This is a genomic window from Leifsonia sp. A12D58, assembly GCF_047530025.1.
In the GTDB taxonomy this organism is placed as follows: domain Bacteria; phylum Actinomycetota; class Actinomycetes; order Actinomycetales; family Microbacteriaceae; genus Cryobacterium.
Window position 1 is genome coordinate 56896 of the sequence record NZ_JBLJAT010000004.1, and the last position, 19501, is coordinate 76396.

Genomic DNA, 19501 nt, shown 5'->3' on the forward strand with positions numbered 1-19501 from the left:
ATCCTGTCAAGCGAACCCAAGAAACTCCGTCGAGGCGGTTCAGGCCAACGCGGATGATTCGCGCACGACGACAGAGTATTCGGCCAGAAACTCACGCGGGGGCTGGTCTTTTGCCGCCCCGGTGATGCGTTCAAGGAGAACCCGCACAGCAGTTTCTGCGATCTCCGTACGCCCTGGATCAACCGTCGACAGGGCAGGGAGCGTGTATCTGGCCTCATCGAGGTCGTCGAATCCGATCACCGCCACATCTTCCGGGATCCGCATTCCCGACTCTTGAAGCACGCGCATCGCACCGAGCGCTAGCGTGTCATTGAGCGCGAAGACTGCATCGAACTGCACGCCGGTGGCCAGAAACTCGCGCATCGCCGTCGCGCCGTTCGCCCGGTGCCAGAGGGTCGTATAGGCGATCAGTGCAGGGTCGAACTCGATACCGGAGGCCGCCAGCGCCTCGGTATAGCCCGCCAGACGTAACCCGGCCGATCCGATCACTTCGCCCTCGTGCGCCCCGACAACAGCAATGCGTCGACGCCCCTGGGCGATGAGATGTTCCGTTGCGGTGCGGGCGGCCTGCACGTTCTGCATGGTCACGTGATCAACAGGCCCGCCGAAGATCCGTTCACCGAGCAGCACGAGCGGATACGACACGTTGAGTGCGGCCACATCATCGACCCCCATGCCGAGTGGACTGAACAGCACGCCGTCTGAGAACTTCACCCGAGGACTGTTCAAGGCCTCAAGTTCGCGCGCACGGTCGCCGTTCGTCTGCTCGACAAGCACGACCTGCCCGTGACGCTCGGCGGCCTTGATGACGGCATCCGTCAACTCAGCAAAATAACTCAGGCGCAACTCAGGCACGATGAGACCAATGACGCCGGTGCGACCCGACCTGAGACTACGTGCAGAGAGGTTCGGCCGATAGCCAAGCTGCTCGATGGCCGCCAGGACCTTGGCCCTGGTCGTCGGCCGCACGTGCGGAAACTCGTGGATGACGTTCGAGACTGTCTTGATCGAGACCCCGGCCACCCGCGCAACGTCATGAACGGTGGCTGCCACGCGCCTGTCCCCTACCTGTTTCATGCTTCATCGCTGTCGCTCAACCGCCGACCTCAATCGGCGCGGCGTTCACCCGACCATACAACCTCTGTGGACCGGAACTGCTCAGGCCGGATCGATGGTCGCGTGGCGCTGTAGGGCCACGCGGCCATCCGAACTGACTGCGGTGACGACTGGGTCACCGCGTTCTACAGACCCTGTGCGAGACGGTAGTAGGCCTGGTTCCAGCGCACCTCACGCGAGAACTCGCGCAGCTCGGTGTTCTCGTCGATCACGAGCAGCTCGGTGCGCGCGATCTCAGCGAAGTCCTGGAAGACCTCGATACCGACGGCTGTCGACATCACCGTGTGGTGTGCGGCACCAGCAGTGAGCCAGGCTGCAGCGGATGTCGCGAAGTCGGGAGCCGGCTTCCACACGGCGCGACCGACAGGCAGGTTCGGAAGCGGCGCAGTCGGTTCGACAACCTCGACGACGTTGGCGACCAGGCGGAACCGGTCACGCATGTCGGAGAGCGCGACGACGACGGCGGGGCCGGCATCCGCGTTGAACACCAGCCGAACGGGGTCTTCCTTGCCGCCGATACCGAGGGGGTGGATTTCAAGCGTCGGCTTAGCCGTGGTTAGCGACGGGCTCACTTCGAGCATGTGCGCACCGAGGATGAGCTCGTTGCCCGGCGTGAGGTCGTAGGTGTAGTCCTCCATCAGGGAGGCGCCGCCCGGTAGGCCAGAACCCATCACATTGGCAACGCGCACCAGGATTGCCGTCTTCCAGTCGCCCTCAGCGCCGAAGCCGTAGCCCTCGGCCATCAACCGCTGCACGGCGAGGCCGGGCAGCTGACGGAGTGAGCCCAGATCTTCGAAGCTGGTGGTGAATGCGCCGAAGCCGCCCTCTTCAAGGAACGTACGCAGCCCGATCTCAATGGCGGCGCCGTAGCGCAGTGACTCGTGGCGCTCTCCGCCCTTGCGCAGCTCGGGGACGACGTCGTAGAGCTCTTCGTACTCGGCCACGAGCGCACTGATCTGTGCATCGGTTGCCGCATGCACGGCATCCGCCAGCTCGTTGACTCCCCAGGTGTTCACCTGTACGCCGAAGCGCAGTTCTGCCTCGGTCTTGTCACCCTCCGTGACGGCCACATAACGCATGTTGTCGCCGAAGCGAGCGAGCTTGAGTGAACGGGATGCTGCCCAGCCGGCTGCAGCGCGCTGCCAGGTCGCGATCTGGCCAGCGACGGCCGGGTTGGTAGCGTGGCCGACGACAGTCTTGCGCACAACGCCGAGGCGCGTCTGGATGTACCCGAACTCGCGGTCGCCGTGGGCTGCCTGGTTGAGGTTCATAAAGTCGAAGTCGATCTCTGACCACGGCAGCTCGACGTTGGCCTGCGTGTGTAGGTGCAGCAGCGGCTTGGTGAGGGCATCGAGGCCTGAGATCCACATCTTCGCCGGAGAGAAGGTGTGCATCCAGGCGATCACGCCGATCACGTTGTCTGCAGCGTTCACCTCGAGGGCGAGACGACGGATCGAGTCGGAGTCCTTGAGCACCGGCTTCCAAACGATCTTTACCGGGATGTTGCCGGCCGAGTCGAGCGTGTCGGCAATCTGCTGCGACTGCTCGGCGACCTGGCGCAGAGTTTCCTCACCATAGAGGTTCTGGCTTCCGGTCAGAAACCAGACCTCATAGTGGTCAAGGGTTGAGGTGAGTGAAGGCATTACTTCAGTGCTCCTTGGGGTGCTTGTCCGTAGACGTTCTGGTAACGATCGAAAAGTGAGTCGATGGCAGCCTGGGGCAACGGCACCAGCTCGCCGCCCTGCCTGGCGATGTGTACCGTGCGAGCGACATCCTCGACCATGACTGCAGCCTTGACCGCGTCCTTGGCGTCCTTGCCGATCGTGAACGGGCCGTGGTTCTGCATCAGCACCGCACGGGAACGGTGACCCGTCAGCGCCTCGACGATTCCGCGACCGATCGAGTCATCGCCGATGATCGCGAACTGCCCGACCGGGATCTCCCCGCCGAACTCATCAGCCATCGCCGTAATTACGCACGGGATCGGCTCTGCACGTGCAGCCCACGCCGTCGCATAAGTGGAGTGCGTGTGCACGACACCGCCGACCTCTGGCATATTCCGGTACACGTATGCGTGAGCTGCAGTGTCGCTCGACGGAGAACGCTCAGCGCCCGGAGTGCCCGGGATGACGTTGCCGTCGAGGTCGCAGAGGATCATATTCTCGGGCGCCAGATCGTCGTAACTGACACCAGAGGGCTTGATCACGAAAAGATCAGCGCCAGGAACCCGGCCGGAGACGTTGCCGCCGGTCCACACGACAAGACCATTGCGCGTCAGCTCGGCATGCAGCTTGGCGACGTCACTGCGCACCTGCGCGATAGCGGCTTCGGTCCCTGAATCAAAGGTGGTCATACGGCCAGAACCTCTGTGTGATCGTCGGCAGCAGTCAGCGCCGACGCCGCAATCACTTCGCGCTTGAGAGCCTTGAGGCGGTGCATCACGTCGTTGCTTCCGCGGCCGAAGTAGTCGTGCAGCAGCTGGTACTCCGCGTAAAGCTTGTCGTACGCGTCAGCAGATTCCGGATTCGGAATATAGACGCCACGGTTGACTTTGCCCATAGCGATTCCGGCCTCACGCACGTCGGCGTATGCCCCGGCCGCGACGGCAGCATGGATCGCAGAACCGAGGGCAGGGCCCTGGTCGCTGGCGATCGTTGAGATCGGCATCCGGAGCACGTCTGAGTAGGTTTGCATGAGCTGCGGGTTCTTGAGCAGGCCACCGGCAACGATGAACTCGGTGACGGGCACGTCTGACTCGTTGAACGTTTCGATGATCGTGCGGGTGCCAAACGCCGTAGCTTCAAGCAGCGCCCGGTAGATCTCCTCGGCGCGAGTGGTCAGCGTGGTGCCGACCACGACGCCGGAGAGCTCGTGGTCGACGAGCACAGAGCGGTTGCCGCTCTGCCAGTCGAGCGTGACGAGGCCGTGAGCTCCGACCGGGTGCTCGTATGCGAGGTTGGTTAGGTGCTGGTGGATGCTGGTACCCGCGGCCTCCGCGGCCTCGAAGTAGCGCGCAGGTACTTGGTTCTTCACGTACCAGGCGAAGATGTCGCCGACACCTGACTGGCCCGCTTCATAGCCGTACAGGCCTGAAACGATGCCACCGTCGACCACACCGCACATGCCAGGAACCTCGGCGAGGCGGTCTGAGTTCATCACGTGGCAGGTGCTCGTGCCCATGATCGCCACCATCTGACCCGGTTCGACGGCCTGGGCGGCCGGAGCGGTGACGTGGGCGTCGACGTTTCCGACTGCCACGTGGATGCCTTCGGTCAGTCCGGTCCATGCCGCGGCCTCTGCACTGAGTGTGCCAGCAGATGAGCCCAGCTGGCCGATCTCGTGTTCGACCTTGTCGCTGACGAATCCAGCGAAGTCAGGGTTGAGCGCGGCGAGGAACTCGCTCGACGGGTACTGGCCGTCCTGCCAGATGCCCTTATATCCGGCAGTGCAGGCGTTACGTACGTAGCGCCCGGTCAGCTGCCAGACGATCCAGTCAGCGGCCTCGACCCAGTGGTCCATCGTGTTGTAGAGCTCAGGGTCCTCTTCGAGTAGCTGGAGGCCCTTCGCGAATTCCCATTCGCTCGAGATGAGTCCGCCATAACGGGGCAGCCAGCTCTCGCCGCGCTCGAACGCGAGGTCGTTGATGCGGTCGGCGTGCGACTGCGCGGCGTGGTGCTTCCACAGCTTCACGTAGGCGTGCGGGCGATCGGCGAAGGCTGCCACCGCGTTCAGGGGCGTGCCGTCAGCCAGCGTCGGCACCATGGTGCAGGCGGTGAAGTCGGTGCCGATGCCGATCACCTGGGCTGCAGCGATTCCGGCGTTCTTGATGGCGGCAGGCACAGCGTGCTTGAGCACGTCGACATAGTCGGCCGGAACCTGCAGGGCCCAATCCGGAGCGAGCGGGATCGGTGAACCAGATTCCGCAGCGGGGCCGGCAGCCAGCGTGGTGTCCATGACGGCGTGCGGGTAGTCGAACACCGCAGATCCGAGTTCGGCACCGTCTGAAACCCGAACGACAACGGCGCGACCGGAAAGAGTTCCATAGTCGACACCGATGACATAGGTGTCAGCGAATGCCCGCGCGTCGGCGGACGCTGAGGATGCCGATCCCGAGGAAGAAGGATTGCCGAGGCTCACGGTGTGGACTCCTTTGTCTGGCCAGTTCAGCCATGCGGCCGTCCGGGTGAGTTTATGCTTTCTACAACGTTGTAGAAATGTACCAGCCCGTTCGGGTGAATTCAACACGCATCCGCTCCCCCGGAGGGTTTCCAGCGGAAATACGCGCGATACAGGGCAGCTAGAGTCGAACGAAGAGGAAGGAGGAGCCCCATGGCCGCAAAGCTCTCAGATGTCGCGACACTCGCAGGAGTGTCGATCAAGACAGTCTCGAACGTGATCCACGACTATCCCCACATTCGCCCCGAAACCAAGCAGCGAGTGCTCGACGCGATCACGCAGTTGAACTACCGCCCCAACCTCAACGCGCGCAACCTCCGTTCGGGACGAACCGGGGTCATCGGACTCGTCGTCCCCACGCTTCGCAACCCCTACTTCTCCGAGCTGGCGGAGGCGGTCATCGACGCCGCCGACCGCAATGGCGTATCGGTACTCATCGAGCAATCACGCAACACGCAGCGCGCGACCAAAGCCCAGCTCGTCGACGGCGTACTGTTCAGCGTGCTCGGCCCCGGCCAGGAAGACACCGGCCTCTTCGCGCAGATCACCTCATCGCCCACGGAAGACAGCGACGAGACAACCCCCGTCGACCATGTGACGATGCGCAATACCGAGGCGATCCAGGCCGCCACCGACCACCTCCTTGCGCTGGGTCGAACGCGTATCGCCGCGATCGGCGCCCGGCCAGACGAGGATGCAGGCACAGCGAGCCTGCGCCTGCTCGGCTACCAGCACGCACTCTCCGGCGGTGGATTGGTATTGGACCAGGCGCTGGTGCGCCGAGCCGACAACTGGACTCGTTTCGACGGCGCTGCCGCCACCCAATCCCTGATCGACGAGGGTGTCGAGTTCGACGGCATCGTGTGCTTTAACGACTCGCTAGCACTCGGCGCCATTCGCGCACTCGCCCAAAATGACATCCGGGTGCCGCAGGATGTCTCGGTCATCGGCTTTGATGACCTCGATGAATCCCGCTATTCTGTGCCGGCACTCACCACGATCAGCCCTGGCCGCGAACAGATCGCGGCATTGGCCGTCGACATGCTGATGGAACGCATTTCAGCCAGGGATGATGTGATCGCGGCGCGCGAGATCACCGTCCCGTTCACGCTGGTTGAGCGGGAGTCGACCGCTCCCGTCGAAATCAGACCCGCGCTCTGAGCGCACCGAACACATGCGTGCGCAGCAGCGGCGCAAAGTGTTCGCTGCCCTGCGGGTTGTCGGCCAGGTCGACCCACTGTAATTCTTCGATCTCAGCCGATGCCACCGGGGCCACGATCAGGCCGCTCACGAACACGGTTGCGTTGATGCGCGTGTTCGCTTCATTTGCTGCGGGCGCGCTCCAGCTGCCGAGCAGGGTGAGATCCTCTGAACGAAGCTCAACAAGTATTTCTTCAGCGACTTCGCGGAGCGCTGCGGCCAGCGGGCTCTCGCCGGCATCGAGTTTTCCGCCCGGCAGCTGAAATTTGTGTGAACCGCGCTTCCGCACGGTGAGCAACCGTGACGTCGCATCCTGGAAACACACACCGGCGATGGTCAAGGTCTGAGTGGACATGATTCAACGCTAGCGGTGCCACCTGAATGCAACGAATGTCCCGGCCACCGCCACATCCGAAAACGCACCGTCGTGTAGTGTTTTACTGCAGTCATGCAAATAGGGACATGTTCACGTTGGTAAAAATACCATCTGGTATGTTCTTATTCGGGGATCAATTGGGGTGGAACGAAGCTGTATCCTGGGGGCGCGATCGGGGGATCACGCCCCCGATACGGCTGTCTTTCCGTCCGCCGACACGCCGCGTCACGCGTTCTGCTGGACTGGCGGTTCTACCGTGGGTACCCCGTCTTCACGCGGCGTGTTCCCCAAAACTTCTCGATTTACGGGGCTAATCTGAACACCGGGAATCGACCAGACGGCTGGCATCCGCGCCGTCGAAAACATCAGTTGCGACATCGACGTGACCGAGGAGGATCATGCCCACTCAGCTACGCGCCCATGAGACCAGGGCAGCGATCATCACTGCGGCCGCGAGCCTCTTTCGTTCGCGCGGTTACGGCGGCACCTCGCAGGAGAACGTGGCCGAGGCGGCCGGAGTCACCAAGGGCGCCCTGTACTTTCACTTCAAGTCCAAGGAACACATGGCGCATGCCGTCATCGCCGCACAGCACGACGCCGCGATGACTCTCGTCGATGATGTCTCGATCGACGGGATCGCCGGCCTTCCTGCACTCCTGGAGATGACGTACCGGTTTGCCTACCTCCTGAGGACCGACCCCATCGTGCAGGCCGGTATCCGCTTGACGATGGAGTCGTCCAACCTGTCTAGCCCGGTCGTCGAGCCGTATCGCGATTGGATCAAGGCCGCAGATGCCCAGTTACGGATTGCCGCGCAGGCCGGTGACGTCCCGGACTCCACAGACATCGTCGCCGCGTCCCGCTTCATCATTCCGGCTTTCACTGGCGTGCAGCTTGTTTCCGAGGTTCGCGAAGGACGTAGCGACCTCTACCAGCGGGTCGAGGAGATGTGGATGCTCCTGCTACCGACACTTGTCAGGCGCGAACGGCTGAATGACTACCTGCAGCTGTCAGCCAAACTGCGACGAGACCTGCCGCAGCAGTCTTAGAGTTGTGCGAGTGACTCTCGCTCCCCCCGCGCCCACTGTATGGGCAACACTTCGGAACCCGCGCCTGCTGAGCATCGAGGTGCTGGCCGGCATCGTCACCACCCTCGCGCTCATTCCGGAGGTCATCTCCTTTTCGGTGATCGCCGGCGTCGACCCGCGCGTCAGCCTGATCGCATCGGTAGTACTCGCCATCACCATGTCGTTCCTCGGCGGCCGACCCGCAATGATCACGGCAGCGGCTGGTGCCGTCGCGCTCGTCATCGGCCCGCTCGTCAAGGAACATGGCGTTGAGTACTTGCTGCCGACCGTGGTACTCGCCGGTCTCATCCAGGTCGCGTTCGGCCTCGGTGGATTCGCCCGCCTGATGCGCTTTATCCCGCGGTCAGTGATGATCGGATTCGTCAACTCACTCGGCATCCTGATCTTTGTCGCCCAGGTTCCGCATCTGCTCGATGTGCCGTGGCTGGTCTACCCGCTCTTCGCGCTCACCGTCGTGATCGTGCTGGTGCTCCCCCGAATCACGACCGCAGTCCCTGCACCCCTGGTCGCGATCGTCGCCGTGACAGTCATTTCGGTCGTCGCGCACCTGCAAATACCGACGGTCGGTGACCAGGGAGTGATCTCGGGCGGATTGCCCGGATTTACCGAGCTGCTGGTGCCGCTCAACCTCGACACCCTGAGTCTGATCTGGCCCACTGCAGTGAGCGTGGCATTCGTCGGGCTGATGGAGACGCTGCTCACTGCGAAGCTCGTCGACGACATCACCGAAACCCGGTCGTCGAAGTCCAGGGAGTCCTGGGCGCTCGGTATCGCGAACATCGCGGCCGGCTTCTACGGCGGCATCGCCGGTTGCGCGATGATCGGTCAGACAGTGGTCAACGTGAAGCTCGGTCGGGCACGCACCCGCATCTCCACCTTTGTTGCCGGGCTGTTCCTGCTAATCCTGGTCACCGCGCTCAGCAGCGTGATGGAGCTGATTCCGATGGTGGCCCTTGCTGCCGTGATGATGATCGTCGCGCTCAAGACCATCAACTGGCATAGCGTGATGCCGTCCACCCTCAAGCGGATGCCGCTTTCAGAGACTCTCGTCATGGCCACGACAGTGCTCCTCGTCGTCGTCACGCACAACCTGGCGATCGGCGTGGTTGCGGGCACGGTGCTGGCAATGATCCTCTTCGCCCGCCGGGTCGCCCACGTCGTGCGCGTCGATCGCACGCTGGACGATGACGGCAGCGCCGTGTCGTACCTGGTGCACGGACCGCTCTTCTTCGGCAGTAGCAACGATCTGGTCGAGCAGTTTTCATATGCGGAGGATCCCGCCGTCGTCACCGTCGATTTCAGCCAGGCCCAGATCTGGGATGCCTCGACTGTCGCCGTGCTCGACTCGGTGACAAATAAATATGAGGCGCACGGCACGACGGTGACCTTTGCCGGCCTTGACCCGCGCAGCACCGACCTGCACAGCCGCCTGAGCGGTGCACTGGGCGACTAGTTGTACTGAGTAATGACGTTCGTGATACTTCTCTTCATGTAAACGGATGGCGCGCTCAAAGCAAGGGGGCGCGCGGAATATCGCGCGCCCCCTGTACAACCCCACGCCCGCCGCATCGTGGCTGCATAACTGGTTCGGCGCAGTCGAAACTCTGGCCGAATCGACCAGAAGTAACCGAACAAGGCGGTTAGCTGGAGCACCACCTTGGTGTGCAAAACCGTGGCCGACATTGATCGTGAGTCAATTACTGTGCATAAGCGTGTGCAGAAGCTGTGTTAACTCCTGTGGAAAAGGCTGTTAATAGAATTCTTTTCCCTGCTCAGTGGCCAAAACTTTTCCACACCCCCAAAAACAGAGTTATCCACAGCCTGTGCACAGATTGTGGATAACTACAGCAGTGTTATTCGAGTCGGATTAAAGCGACCCGCGACGTTAATTCGAACAGGTGTCTGATTCAGCGGCATCGAACTACACGGGTGTAGTTATTAACAGGAGTTTCCACAGTGTGGAAACTGAGCGTCTTTCGGCTGCGGCACTGAACAACAAGGATGGTCACGCTAAGCCGGGGCGATCACTCCCCTGGTTCTGAGAGGTCGACTGAGCTCGATTGCTCCTCCCTATTGAAGCGAGCGCAGCCTCACGGAGCGAGCGCAGTCTCACGGAGCGAGCGCAGTCTCACGGGGCTAGCTCAGTTCTATGACAGGGAGCGCAGCGCCCGCGAATGCAGTGCCCGCGCGTCGTGACGCGTTTCACCAGCCAACAAGCGAAGTTGTGCCGGAAACACAAAAGGCCCCCGATTTCTCGGGGGCCTTTCTCTGTTGAGCTGGTTGGCCCCAGCTCATTTCATTCGCGTGCGCGAGGGGGGACTTGAACCCCCACGCCCTTTCGAGCACTGGCACCTGAAGCCAGCGCGTCTGCCAATTCCGCCACTCGCGCGAACTTTGAAATGCTAACACCTTGCGGGAGCACTTCGCGAACTGAGCCAGACTCGATACTGGTGAGCCTCCGGAGCCGGCATCAATAAACCCCCCGAACAGGGCACGAATTACTCGTCGATCAGCGGCACTCGGCTCCCACCCCATAGGATAACAATTCACACTTTGAGGGACCCTCGGCGACTTATCACCAGAGGCAAGTAACATGCTCATAGCCAAACGGACCGGATCGGGAGACCTGTGGGCATACTGGATAACTTTGAAAAGGGCTTGGAGCGCGCCGTCAACGGCGCTTTCGCCAAGACCTTTAAGTCGGGCTTGCAGCCGGTGGAAATCACATCCGCTTTGCGCAGAGAACTCGACACCAAAGCCGCGGTCGTTTCCCGCGACCGCATCCTCGCGCCCAATCGCTTTTCCGTGCGGATGGCGACAGCTGACTTCAAGCGGATGGCCAGCCTCGGCCACACACTTGTCGACGAATTGACGACGCTCGTGCAGCAACACGCTGCCACCCAGCGCTATCAGTTCGCCGGCCCCGTCAGCATCACGCTGACCGAAGACCCCGGGCTCTCCGAAGGCATGGTCCTGATCGATTCGAGCAGCGTCTCCGGATCCGTCGCCTGGACCCCTGTCGTCGACATCGCGGGCAAGCGATATCCACTCACTGGGTCACGCACGGTGATCGGGCGTGGCAGTGATGCAGACATCACCGTCGCCGACACCGGCACCTCGCGTCGCCACGTCGAAATCATTTGGGACGGATCTCGCGCCCAAGTGCGCGACCTCGGTTCGACCAACGGTTCCAAGCTCAACGGAGCGCCGGTAAAGCAAGCTGTACTCGAACCCGAATCCGTCATCAGCATCGGTCGCACCTCGATCGTGTTCCGTGTCGTCCCGCAGGCGACACCGTCGGCTCCCCCACTCGACAACGGGTCGACGGGTTCCGCCGGCCGCAACGACATCGGCGGATTCTGGGGGCCTGCCTCATGAACGTAAGCGAGCTCACCCTCCTGGTGCTCCGCCTCGGCTTCCTGCTGGTGCTGTGGCTCTTCATCTTCGGCATCGTCTACGCGCTCCGCAGTGACTTGTTCGGCCAACGCGTCCGCAAGCTCGAAACGGATGCCGCCCCGGCGCCGGCTCCAGCCCCAGCGGCGTTCCCCACCAACCCGGCACCCGCGTACGTCGCCCCGGTGGCGCCCGCAATGGCGCGCACTCCTGCCGCAGATCTGCCCACCGAAGCGATCGCCTCGTCCCATACACCCAGCGCACCGAGCGCCCCCAGCCGCGCGAATACCCAGAATTCCACCCGTCTCGTCATCACCTCCGGCCCGAAGGCAGGAACAGAGTTTCCGCTCGGCTCGGATTCGATCACTATCGGCCGGTCAAGTGACTCGAGTCTGGTCATCCGCGACGATTACACATCCACTCATCACGCCAGGCTCATGCTGTGGAATGGCGAGTGGATGATTCAGGACCTCGACTCGACGAATGGCACCTTCCTCAATGGTGTCCGGGTAGCCGTTCCGACGCCGGTGCCACTCAATACGCCGGTAAAAATCGGCGCAACGAGCTTCGAGCTGCGGCGGTAGGTGCATGGCGACCGTTAGTCAGAGCGCAGCCGTCTCCAATGTTGGCAAGGTTCGTTCCAACAATCAGGACTCCGGATACGCAGGACACTTCCTGTTCGTCGTGGCAGACGGCATGGGCGGTCACGCTGGCGGCGATATCGCCTCCGCCATCACCACCAAGCGCGTCATGGAGGCTGACCACCCGTATCAGTCAGCTCAGGATGCCGAGTTCGCCCTACAGGCCGCACTGATCGCGGCCAATTCTCAACTCGCCGATACCGTGTTCGAGCACTCAGAGCTCACCGGAATGGGCACGACGGTCAGCGCCCTCGTTGTACTCGATGACCAGGTCGCAATCGCCCACATCGGCGATTCCCGCATCTATCTGCTGCGCGATGGCGAACTCTCGCAGATCACCACAGACCACACATTCGTGCAGCGCCTCGTTGACAGCGGACGCATCACCGAGCAGGAGGCCGCCGTTCACCCCCGACGTTCGGTGCTCATGCGCGTGCTCGGTGATGTCGAATCCTCTCCCGAGATCGACACCTCGATCCTCGCCACTCATGAGGGCGATCGCTGGCTGATCTGTTCAGACGGCCTCAGCGGTGTCGTCTCCAATACGGCCATCGCCAATGCCCTCTTGAGTGGCCTACCGGCCAGACAGGTCGCCGAACGCCTCATCAAAGAGAGCCTGGATGCCGGCGCCCCCGACAATGTCACCATCGTCGTCGTCGACATCGGGTCTGGTGCCTCGCGCCACGAAACACCGGCAATCGTCGGCTCTGCTGCCGCACCGCTGGCCTTTGGTGAAGAGCCGGCGCGTAATCGTCCGCTCCGCCTGCCGGCCCTGCGCCTGCACCCAGTGCGTGAATCCCACTTCGAGCCCGACTCACAGGACTACCTCTCTGAGCTCATCGAAGAAGACGCCAGGCGTGCCAAGCGGCGCAAGGTGTCTTGGCTGGTGGCAATCATCCTGCTTGTCGTCGCCATCGTCGGCGGCGCCATCCTGGGCTACCAATGGACCCAAACCCGCTATTTCGTTGGGGTCGAGGGCAATTCAGTCGTCATATACCGTGGCGTGCAACAAGACCTCGGACCCATCAAGCTGTCAAGCGTCTACGAGAAGACCGACGTGTCAGTCTCCGACCTCCGTGTGTACGACCGCCAACAGGTTGAGAACACCATCAACGCCCCCTCACTTGAAGATGCTCAGGTGATAGTCGATCGGCTCCGTGATGCCCAAACCGAGTAGTAGTTCAGCAACGAACACCTCGCCCAAGGCCTCGTCATCGACGGGCAAGGTGAGGCGCATCCGCATTCCGCAGAAGCTGCGCAACCTTGAGCTTCTGCTCCTGATCGTCGCCTGCCTCATCAACGCTGCTGCCGTCATCCTGGTGCAGCTGGGCGCACTGGGCTACATCGACACCCAGCTCGTGCTGCTGGGCGCGGGCCTCTCTGTGCTCGTGCTCGCCCTGCACATCGCCATGCGATTCGTCGCACCCAACGCCGATCCATTCATTCTGCCGATCGCCACGGTGCTCAACGGCATCGGCATCGCAATGATCTACCGCATCGATATCGCCAACAACGAGTCGGGCTGGGCAAGCGCCTCTGTGCGCCAGATCGTCTGGAGCGCGATCGCCATAATGTGCGCGATCGCTGTCATGGTGATCGTGCGCAACCACCGCGTACTCTTCAGATACACCTACATTTTCGGCCTCGTTGCTGTCGTTCTGCTCCTGCTTCCCCTCGTTCCGGGGCTCGGACGCGAGGTCAGCGGTGCCAGGGTCTGGATCGGTATCGGCGACTTCGCGACGTTCCAGCCCGGCGAAATCGCGAAGATTGCGCTGGCGATCTTCTTTGCCGGCTATCTGGTGCGCAATCGCGACAGTCTGTCGATGGTCGGTAAGAAGTTCCTGGGCATGCGTTTCCCACGCCTGCGCGACCTCGGCCCGATCCTCGTCATCTGGGCACTGTCAATGTCGGTCATCATCTTCCAGCGCGACCTCGGTACAGCGCTGCTATATTTCGGCCTGTTCCTGGTCATGCTCTACCTTGCAACCGGCCGGGTGAGCTGGGTCGTACTCGGCATGGCGCTCTTCATCGGCGGTGCAGTGATTGCCAGCCAGACCCTCGACTACGTGCACGGTCGCTTCGCCAACTGGCTCGACGCGTTCAATCCGGATGTCTATGATGCCTCTGGCGGTAGCTACCAGCTCGTACAGGGCATCTTCGGCCTGGCCAACGGCGGGCTACTCGGAACCGGACTCGGACAGGGTCGGCCAGACATCACGCCTGTCCCCCAGAGCGACTACATCATCGCCAGTCTCGGTGAGGAGCTCGGCCTGGCCGGCCTGTTCGCCATCCTCGCGCTCTACATGCTGTTCGTCGCTCGCGGATTCCGCATCGGCTTCGCCGGTCAGGATGACTTCGGCAAGCTCCTCGGCGTCGGTCTCTCGTTCGTTGTCGCGCTGCAGTGCTTCATCGTCATCGGTGGCGTCACCCGCGTCATTCCCCTCACCGGTCTCACCACGCCGTTCCTTGCGGCCGGTGGTTCTTCCCTTGTCGCGAACTGGATTATCGCGGCTCTACTTCTGCGCCTGTCAGACACGGTGCGTAATCAACCAAGGCTGGTGGTGTGATGAATCGCGAACTCAAGCGGATCAGCATCTTCGTCCTGATCATGTTCCTGGCCCTGCTGTCGTCGACGACGATCATTCAGGTTTTACAGGCCGACAATCTGGCAGCGGATGCCCGCAACCAGCGCACGCTGCTCGCCAGCTATTCGGTCGAGCGTGGGCCGATCTTGGTGGCCGGCCAGCCGATCGCCCAGTCGGTGCCCGTTGACGACGACTACAAGTTCCAGCGCGTGTACAGCAACGGGCCGCTGTATGCCCCTGTCACCGGGTTCATCCCGGTCAACGGTGCACCGACCGGACTCGAGCAGGCGCTGAACAGTGAGCTCAGTGGCACGTCGAACTCGCAGTTCTTCGACCAGCTGAATTCCATCGTCACCGGCCAGCAGCCGGCCGGTGCTGCGGTTGAGACCACCATCGATCCCGTTGCGCAGCAGGCGGCCTGGGATGCCCTCGGCGACAAGACCGGCGCGGTGATCGTGACCGAACCGAAGACCGGGCGTGTGCTGGCCATGGTGTCGAAGCCGAGCTACGACCCGAACCTGCTCGCCGTTCACGACACGACAGCGGTCAACGACACCTACGACGCCCTGGTCGACGATCCGACGAGCCCCCTCATCAACCGAGCGATCAACGAACTGAACCCTCCCGGTTCTGTGTTCAAGCTCGTCGTCGTGGCTGCGGCGCTCGATTCAGGCCAGTACACGCCGGAATCGACATTCCCGAATCCCCTCACCTTCCAGCTCCCCGGCACCGACACCTACATCCGCAATACCGAGGGCGGTAACTGCGGCGGTGGCGATACAGTCACCATCGCCACGGCTCTCAAGCTTTCGTGCAACATCCCGATGGCCGAACTGGGACTCGCTCTCGGTCAGGACGCCATTCGCGAGATGGCCGAGAAGTTCGGTTTCAACACTGACTACTCGATTCCGCTCGACGTCTCGAAGAGCGTGTTCCCTAGCGGACTCAACGAAGCCGAAACGGCACTGTCATCCTTCGGTCAGTTCGAAGTCACAGCGACGCCGCTCCAGATGGCCATGGTCTCTGCCGCGATCGCCAATGGCGGCAAGCTCATGCAGCCAAATCTGGTCGACGCGATCACCGCCCCGAACCTCACTCCGATCCAGACCTTCGAAGCGAAGGAATTTCGGCAGGTGATCAGCCCTGAAACCGCTGCAACAATGACCCAAATGATGGTCAATGGAGTCAATAGTGGGGCCGCGACCAATGCAAGAATAGACGGGGTCGATGTTGCCGGAAAAACGGGCACAGCGGAGAACGGATCTGAGGATCCCTACACTCTGTGGTTCACAGGATTTGCCCCGGCAAACGATCCGCAATACGCGATCACGGTTCTCGTAGAAAATGGCGGGGGACTTGGTCAAACGGGGTACGGCAACCTTCTTGCCGCACCAATCGCAAAGCAGGTACTAGAGGCGGTGCTGAATAAATGAGACCCACAGCAGGGCTCACCTTCGGGGGACGATACGAACTCAAGTCCCGGATTGCCATCGGCGGGATGGGCGAGGTGTGGCAAGCCACAGACCTCGTCATCGGTCGTACGGTCGCCATCAAGATCCTGAAGGACGAGTATCTCGGTGACCCCGGGTTCCTTGAGCGATTCCGCGCGGAAGCACGGCACGCAGCACTTGTGAACCACGAGGGCATCGCCAACGTCTTTGACTACGGAGAAGAAGACGGCAGCGCATTCCTGGTGATGGAGCTCGTTCCTGGCGAAGCACTCTCGACTGTCCTTGAGCGTGAGCACGTGCTGCCCACCGACAAGGTCCTCGACATCGTTGCGCAGACGGCTGCCGCCCTGCACGCCGCGCACGCTGCCGGCCTCGTGCACCGCGACATCAAGCCTGGCAACCTGCTCATCACGCCTGACGGTCGCGTCAAGATCACCGACTTCGGCATCGCGCGTATCGCAGACCAGGTTCCGCTGACCGCAACCGGTCAGGTGATGGGCACTGTCCAGTACCTCTCACCGGAACAGGCAAGCGGTCACCCCGCGTCGCCGACCACCGACATCTACTCGCTCGGCATCGTTGCGTACGAAGCCCTTGCTGGTCGCCGTCCGTTCACGGGCGAGTCCCAGGTCGCCATTGCGATGGCGCAGATCAACGAGATTGCTCCTGATCTGCCCGCCACCGTGTCCGAACCCGTCCGCAACCTGGTCTTCGCGTGTATCGCCAAGAACCCGGCAGATCGTCCGGCATCCGCCGCGCACCTGGCTCGCGCCGCGACGGCACTCCGACGTGGGGATGTCGCCGCAGCGGCCGCAGCAGTACCGGCAGTTCTGGCAGGCATCACGGCAACAGCTGCAACACAGCTCATGCCGAGCGCCGGCGACGACCAGGCGACTGCGCTGTTCCCGACGACGACCCCGACGACGCGTGCAGAGGCTGCGGCAGCCGATGCTGACGCGAAAAAGAAGAAGCGCAGCCCGTGGACCTGGCCGCTGATCGCCCTGATCGCTCTACTTGCCCTCGTGCTCGTCGGTACGCTCATCGCACTCTTCAACCAGCCGTCTACACCTGAACCCACCAAGACGACGACCTCGGCACCGCCGACGACACCACAGCCACCCGCTCCGACGTCTGCTGCACCCACTCCGACAACAACGCCGACGCCTGAACGCGTCGAGGTTACCCAGAGCGAGTTCATTGGGCTGTCAAGTGCCGATGCCAGGGCGAAGCTCGAAGGCATGCAGCTCGTTGCGAATGTGCAGAGCGGTAACGCGGCAACGACCCCGGATGACGTCGACAAGGTCTACGCGGTCAACCCCACGGGCGCTGTCAAAATCGGTGAGACCATCACCGTGACTGTCTACGGAGACGTCGTCACACCGTCGTCGCCGTCGTCGCCTCCCACACAGGTCACACCAGACCCGATCACCTCAGGCAGCCCCGTCACCGTGTCCTGGTCGGCACAGTCGTGCCCCAGTGGCCAGACCCTGTCTGGCTATGAAGTCTCAGCTACCGGAAACGGCGCTGCAGTCCAGGCACCAAACCCCACGGCAGCCGATGTGACGTCCGCAACAGTAACCGCCGGAACCGGCGATTTCACAGTGTCGTACCGCTACTTCTGCGGCCAGATCGAATCTGGGTACTCGCCAACGCTGAGTGTGACCGTCGTGAAGGCAACAACGCCCTAGCCCCGCACCTACGAGGCCTCCCGCTGCACTGCGGGAGGCCTCGGGTTACGATTGGCCGGGTAGTTCGTGAGAGTGGAGTTTCGCATTGACTGAAGATGGCCGCCTCATTGCGGGTCGATACCGTGTAGGCGCATTGATCGGTCGCGGAGGAATGTCCGACGTTCACGTCGGAACCGACTCCCGCCTCGGCCGTACGGTTGCGATCAAGCTCCTCAAGTCGTCGCTGGCGACCGATCCTGCATTCCGCACCCGTTTCCGCCAGGAGGCGCAGGCAGCAGCCAGGATGGCGCATCCTACGATCGTTCGCGTCTTCGACGCCGGCGAAGAGACGGTCACAGACGCCAACGGGCATGAATCCCAGTTGCCGTTCATCGTGATGGAGTTCGTCGATGGCCGCCTTCTGAAAGACATCATCAAAGAAGGCCCACTGGAGTCGGCCGAGGCCGTTCGAATCATCGACGGCGTACTCACTGCCCTCGAGTACTCCCACCGAGCCGGTGTCGTACACCGCGACATCAAGCCAGGCAACATCATGATCACCAAGGCCGGCCAGGTCAAGGTGATGGACTTCGGTATCGCGCGTGCGATCTCGGATTCATCGACGACGGTGGCGCAGACCACCGCCATCCTCGGTACAGCATCATATTTCTCGCCGGAACAGGCGAAGGGCGAATCGGTCGACGCTCGTACCGACCTGTACTCGGCGGGCGTTGTGCTGTTCGAGATGCTCGCCGGTCGTCCGCCGTTCAGGGGCGAGTCGCCCGTGGCCGTTGCATACCAGCACGTCAGCGAGCAGCCGGTCAAGCCCAGCTCGATCAACCCCAAGGTGTCCCCTGCGCTTGATACCGTCGTCCTTCGTGCCCTGGCCAAGGACCGCTTCCAGCGTTATCAGAGTGCTGCAGAATTCCGAACGGATGTCGAGATCGCCGGCGCCGGCCAGATCCCGATCCACCGCACAGTCGATGACGGTGCAGCTGGTCTGTTCGGCGCACCTCCCATTACCGTCTCGACGTCTGAACTGGCGCTGAAGCAGCTCTCTGAAGACCAGACGATGACGCGCACCCAGCGCCGCCCTCCGGTCATCTGGATCTGGGCCGGAATCGTCAGCGTGATCGTCATTGTGATCGCCGTCATGTTCTGGGTCTACTCTCTGGCCCCGTCGAGCGAGCTGCCCGATAACTCGCGCAAGATCCCCACGCTCACCGGCCAGACATACGACGAAGCACAGAACGCCTTGCTCGACCTCGATCTGGCTGCGACCAAGGCTGAAGAAGCGAGTGAGACGATTCCATCGGGACAGGTCATTCGCACCGATCCTGCTGCCGGCACGATCGTGCAGCCGCAGGAGGTCATCAAGGTCGTGGTCTCAACCGGTGCCGTGCCCGTCAACGTGCCCGACGTGACCAACCAGACACTGACCGATGCCCAGGCCGCCGTTTCAGCTGCCGGACTCGAGCTTGGCTCTGTGACGAAAGAGAACTCTGCGACGATTCCGGCCGATGTCGTAATCAGGACTGACCCGGCAGCACAGACGTCGGAGTTCGCCGGAAGCACCGTCAATTTCGTCATCTCGAGTGGTTTGGTGAGCCTCAGCGACCTGACTGGCCAGTCATTGAACGCGGCCATCGATCTGCTCAGTTCGTCGAACCTGCAGCTTGAGGCCGATCCTCAAGCTGACTACTCCTGCGACGAGAAGCCTGGTTCTCCGATTATCAAGCAGTCGCCCGCACCGGGTGACGTGCCCCAGAAGTCAGTAGTCACGCTCTTCTACTGCGGCGGCTAAGCCG

Annotated in this window: 15 protein-coding genes and 1 tRNA gene; 10 read left to right on the plus strand and 6 right to left on the minus strand. The window is 62.3% G+C overall.

Annotated elements, in window-relative coordinates; genetic code table 11:
* Positions 1-39: 39 nt before the first annotated feature.
* The 4 genes from ACMT3I_RS11040 to araB all read right to left on the minus strand — a co-directional run bounded on the left by ACMT3I_RS11040 (position 40) and on the right by araB (position 5172).
* Entirely contained in the window at positions 40-1053 is a 1014-nt protein-coding gene (locus ACMT3I_RS11040) for a LacI family DNA-binding transcriptional regulator (protein ID WP_414804548.1), read from the minus strand.
* Between the two features lie 188 nt (positions 1054-1241).
* Entirely contained in the window at positions 1242-2759 is a 1518-nt protein-coding gene (gene araA / locus ACMT3I_RS11045; RefSeq protein WP_414804549.1) for an L-arabinose isomerase, read from the minus strand.
* The gene (locus ACMT3I_RS11050; RefSeq protein WP_414804550.1) at positions 2759-3469 is read right to left on the minus strand and encodes an L-ribulose-5-phosphate 4-epimerase; all 711 of its coding nucleotides are present in this window, start codon (positions 3467-3469) and stop codon (positions 2759-2761) included. Before ACMT3I_RS11050 ends, araA begins: the two co-directional genes overlap by 1 nt.
* Entirely contained in the window at positions 3466-5172 is a 1707-nt protein-coding gene (gene araB, locus ACMT3I_RS11055) for a ribulokinase (RefSeq protein ID WP_414804818.1), read from the minus strand. The genes ACMT3I_RS11050 and araB overlap by 4 nt, the downstream gene beginning before the upstream one ends.
* A gap of 273 nt (positions 5173-5445) precedes the next feature.
* On the opposite strand from araB, the gene ACMT3I_RS11060 reads away from it, so the two are divergent.
* Positions 5446-6453 carry a LacI family DNA-binding transcriptional regulator gene (locus ACMT3I_RS11060; RefSeq protein WP_414804551.1) on the plus strand — a complete coding sequence of 336 codons (1008 nt, stop codon included), beginning with the start codon at positions 5446-5448 and terminating at the stop codon, positions 6451-6453.
* Here the strand turns inward: ACMT3I_RS11060 and ACMT3I_RS11065 are convergent.
* Positions 6437-6847 carry an NUDIX hydrolase gene (locus tag ACMT3I_RS11065; protein WP_414804552.1) on the minus strand — a complete coding sequence of 137 codons (411 nt, stop codon included), beginning with the start codon at positions 6845-6847 and terminating at the stop codon, positions 6437-6439. The genes ACMT3I_RS11060 and ACMT3I_RS11065 overlap by 17 nt on opposite strands.
* Before the next feature lie 419 nt (positions 6848-7266).
* Here ACMT3I_RS11065 and ACMT3I_RS11070 point away from each other — a divergent pair, with 419 nt between their 5' ends.
* Both ACMT3I_RS11070 and ACMT3I_RS11075 read left to right on the plus strand, forming a co-directional pair.
* Positions 7267-7917 carry a ScbR family autoregulator-binding transcription factor gene (locus tag ACMT3I_RS11070; RefSeq protein ID WP_414804553.1) on the plus strand — a complete coding sequence of 217 codons (651 nt, stop codon included), beginning with the start codon at positions 7267-7269 and terminating at the stop codon, positions 7915-7917.
* 10 nt (positions 7918-7927) lie between these two features.
* On the plus strand, positions 7928-9409 hold the full coding sequence (locus tag ACMT3I_RS11075) for a SulP family inorganic anion transporter (protein ID WP_414804554.1): 1482 nt from the start codon (positions 7928-7930) through the stop codon (positions 9407-9409).
* A gap of 852 nt (positions 9410-10261) precedes the next feature.
* Here ACMT3I_RS11075 and ACMT3I_RS11080 read toward each other — a convergent pair.
* Positions 10262-10345, minus strand: a tRNA-Leu gene (locus tag ACMT3I_RS11080).
* 239 nt (positions 10346-10584) lie between these two features.
* On the opposite strand from ACMT3I_RS11080, the gene ACMT3I_RS11085 reads away from it, so the two are divergent.
* From ACMT3I_RS11085 to pknB, 7 genes are all read left to right on the plus strand, one after another.
* On the plus strand, positions 10585-11334 hold the full coding sequence (locus ACMT3I_RS11085; protein ID WP_414804555.1) for an FhaA domain-containing protein: 750 nt from the start codon (positions 10585-10587) through the stop codon (positions 11332-11334).
* Positions 11331-11933 carry an FHA domain-containing protein gene (locus tag ACMT3I_RS11090; protein WP_414804556.1) on the plus strand — a complete coding sequence of 201 codons (603 nt, stop codon included), beginning with the start codon at positions 11331-11333 and terminating at the stop codon, positions 11931-11933. Before ACMT3I_RS11085 ends, ACMT3I_RS11090 begins: the two co-directional genes overlap by 4 nt.
* A 4-nt stretch (positions 11934-11937) precedes the next feature.
* Positions 11938-13167 (plus strand): PP2C family protein-serine/threonine phosphatase, encoded by a 1230-nt coding sequence (locus ACMT3I_RS11095; protein WP_414804557.1) that lies wholly within the window; start codon positions 11938-11940, stop codon positions 13165-13167.
* Positions 13151-14557 (plus strand): FtsW/RodA/SpoVE family cell cycle protein, encoded by a 1407-nt coding sequence (locus tag ACMT3I_RS11100; RefSeq protein ID WP_414804819.1) that lies wholly within the window; start codon positions 13151-13153, stop codon positions 14555-14557. The genes ACMT3I_RS11095 and ACMT3I_RS11100 overlap by 17 nt, the downstream gene beginning before the upstream one ends.
* Positions 14557-16008 (plus strand): peptidoglycan D,D-transpeptidase FtsI family protein, encoded by a 1452-nt coding sequence (locus ACMT3I_RS11105; protein WP_414804820.1) that lies wholly within the window; start codon positions 14557-14559, stop codon positions 16006-16008. Before ACMT3I_RS11100 ends, ACMT3I_RS11105 begins: the two co-directional genes overlap by 1 nt.
* Positions 16005-17714, plus strand: a complete 1710-nt coding sequence (locus tag ACMT3I_RS11110; protein ID WP_414804558.1) for a serine/threonine-protein kinase — start codon at positions 16005-16007, stop codon at positions 17712-17714. The genes ACMT3I_RS11105 and ACMT3I_RS11110 overlap by 4 nt, the downstream gene beginning before the upstream one ends.
* Before the next feature lie 85 nt (positions 17715-17799).
* The gene (pknB, locus tag ACMT3I_RS11115; protein ID WP_414804559.1) at positions 17800-19497 is read left to right on the plus strand and encodes a Stk1 family PASTA domain-containing Ser/Thr kinase; all 1698 of its coding nucleotides are present in this window, start codon (positions 17800-17802) and stop codon (positions 19495-19497) included.
* Positions 19498-19501: the final 4 nt, after the last annotated feature.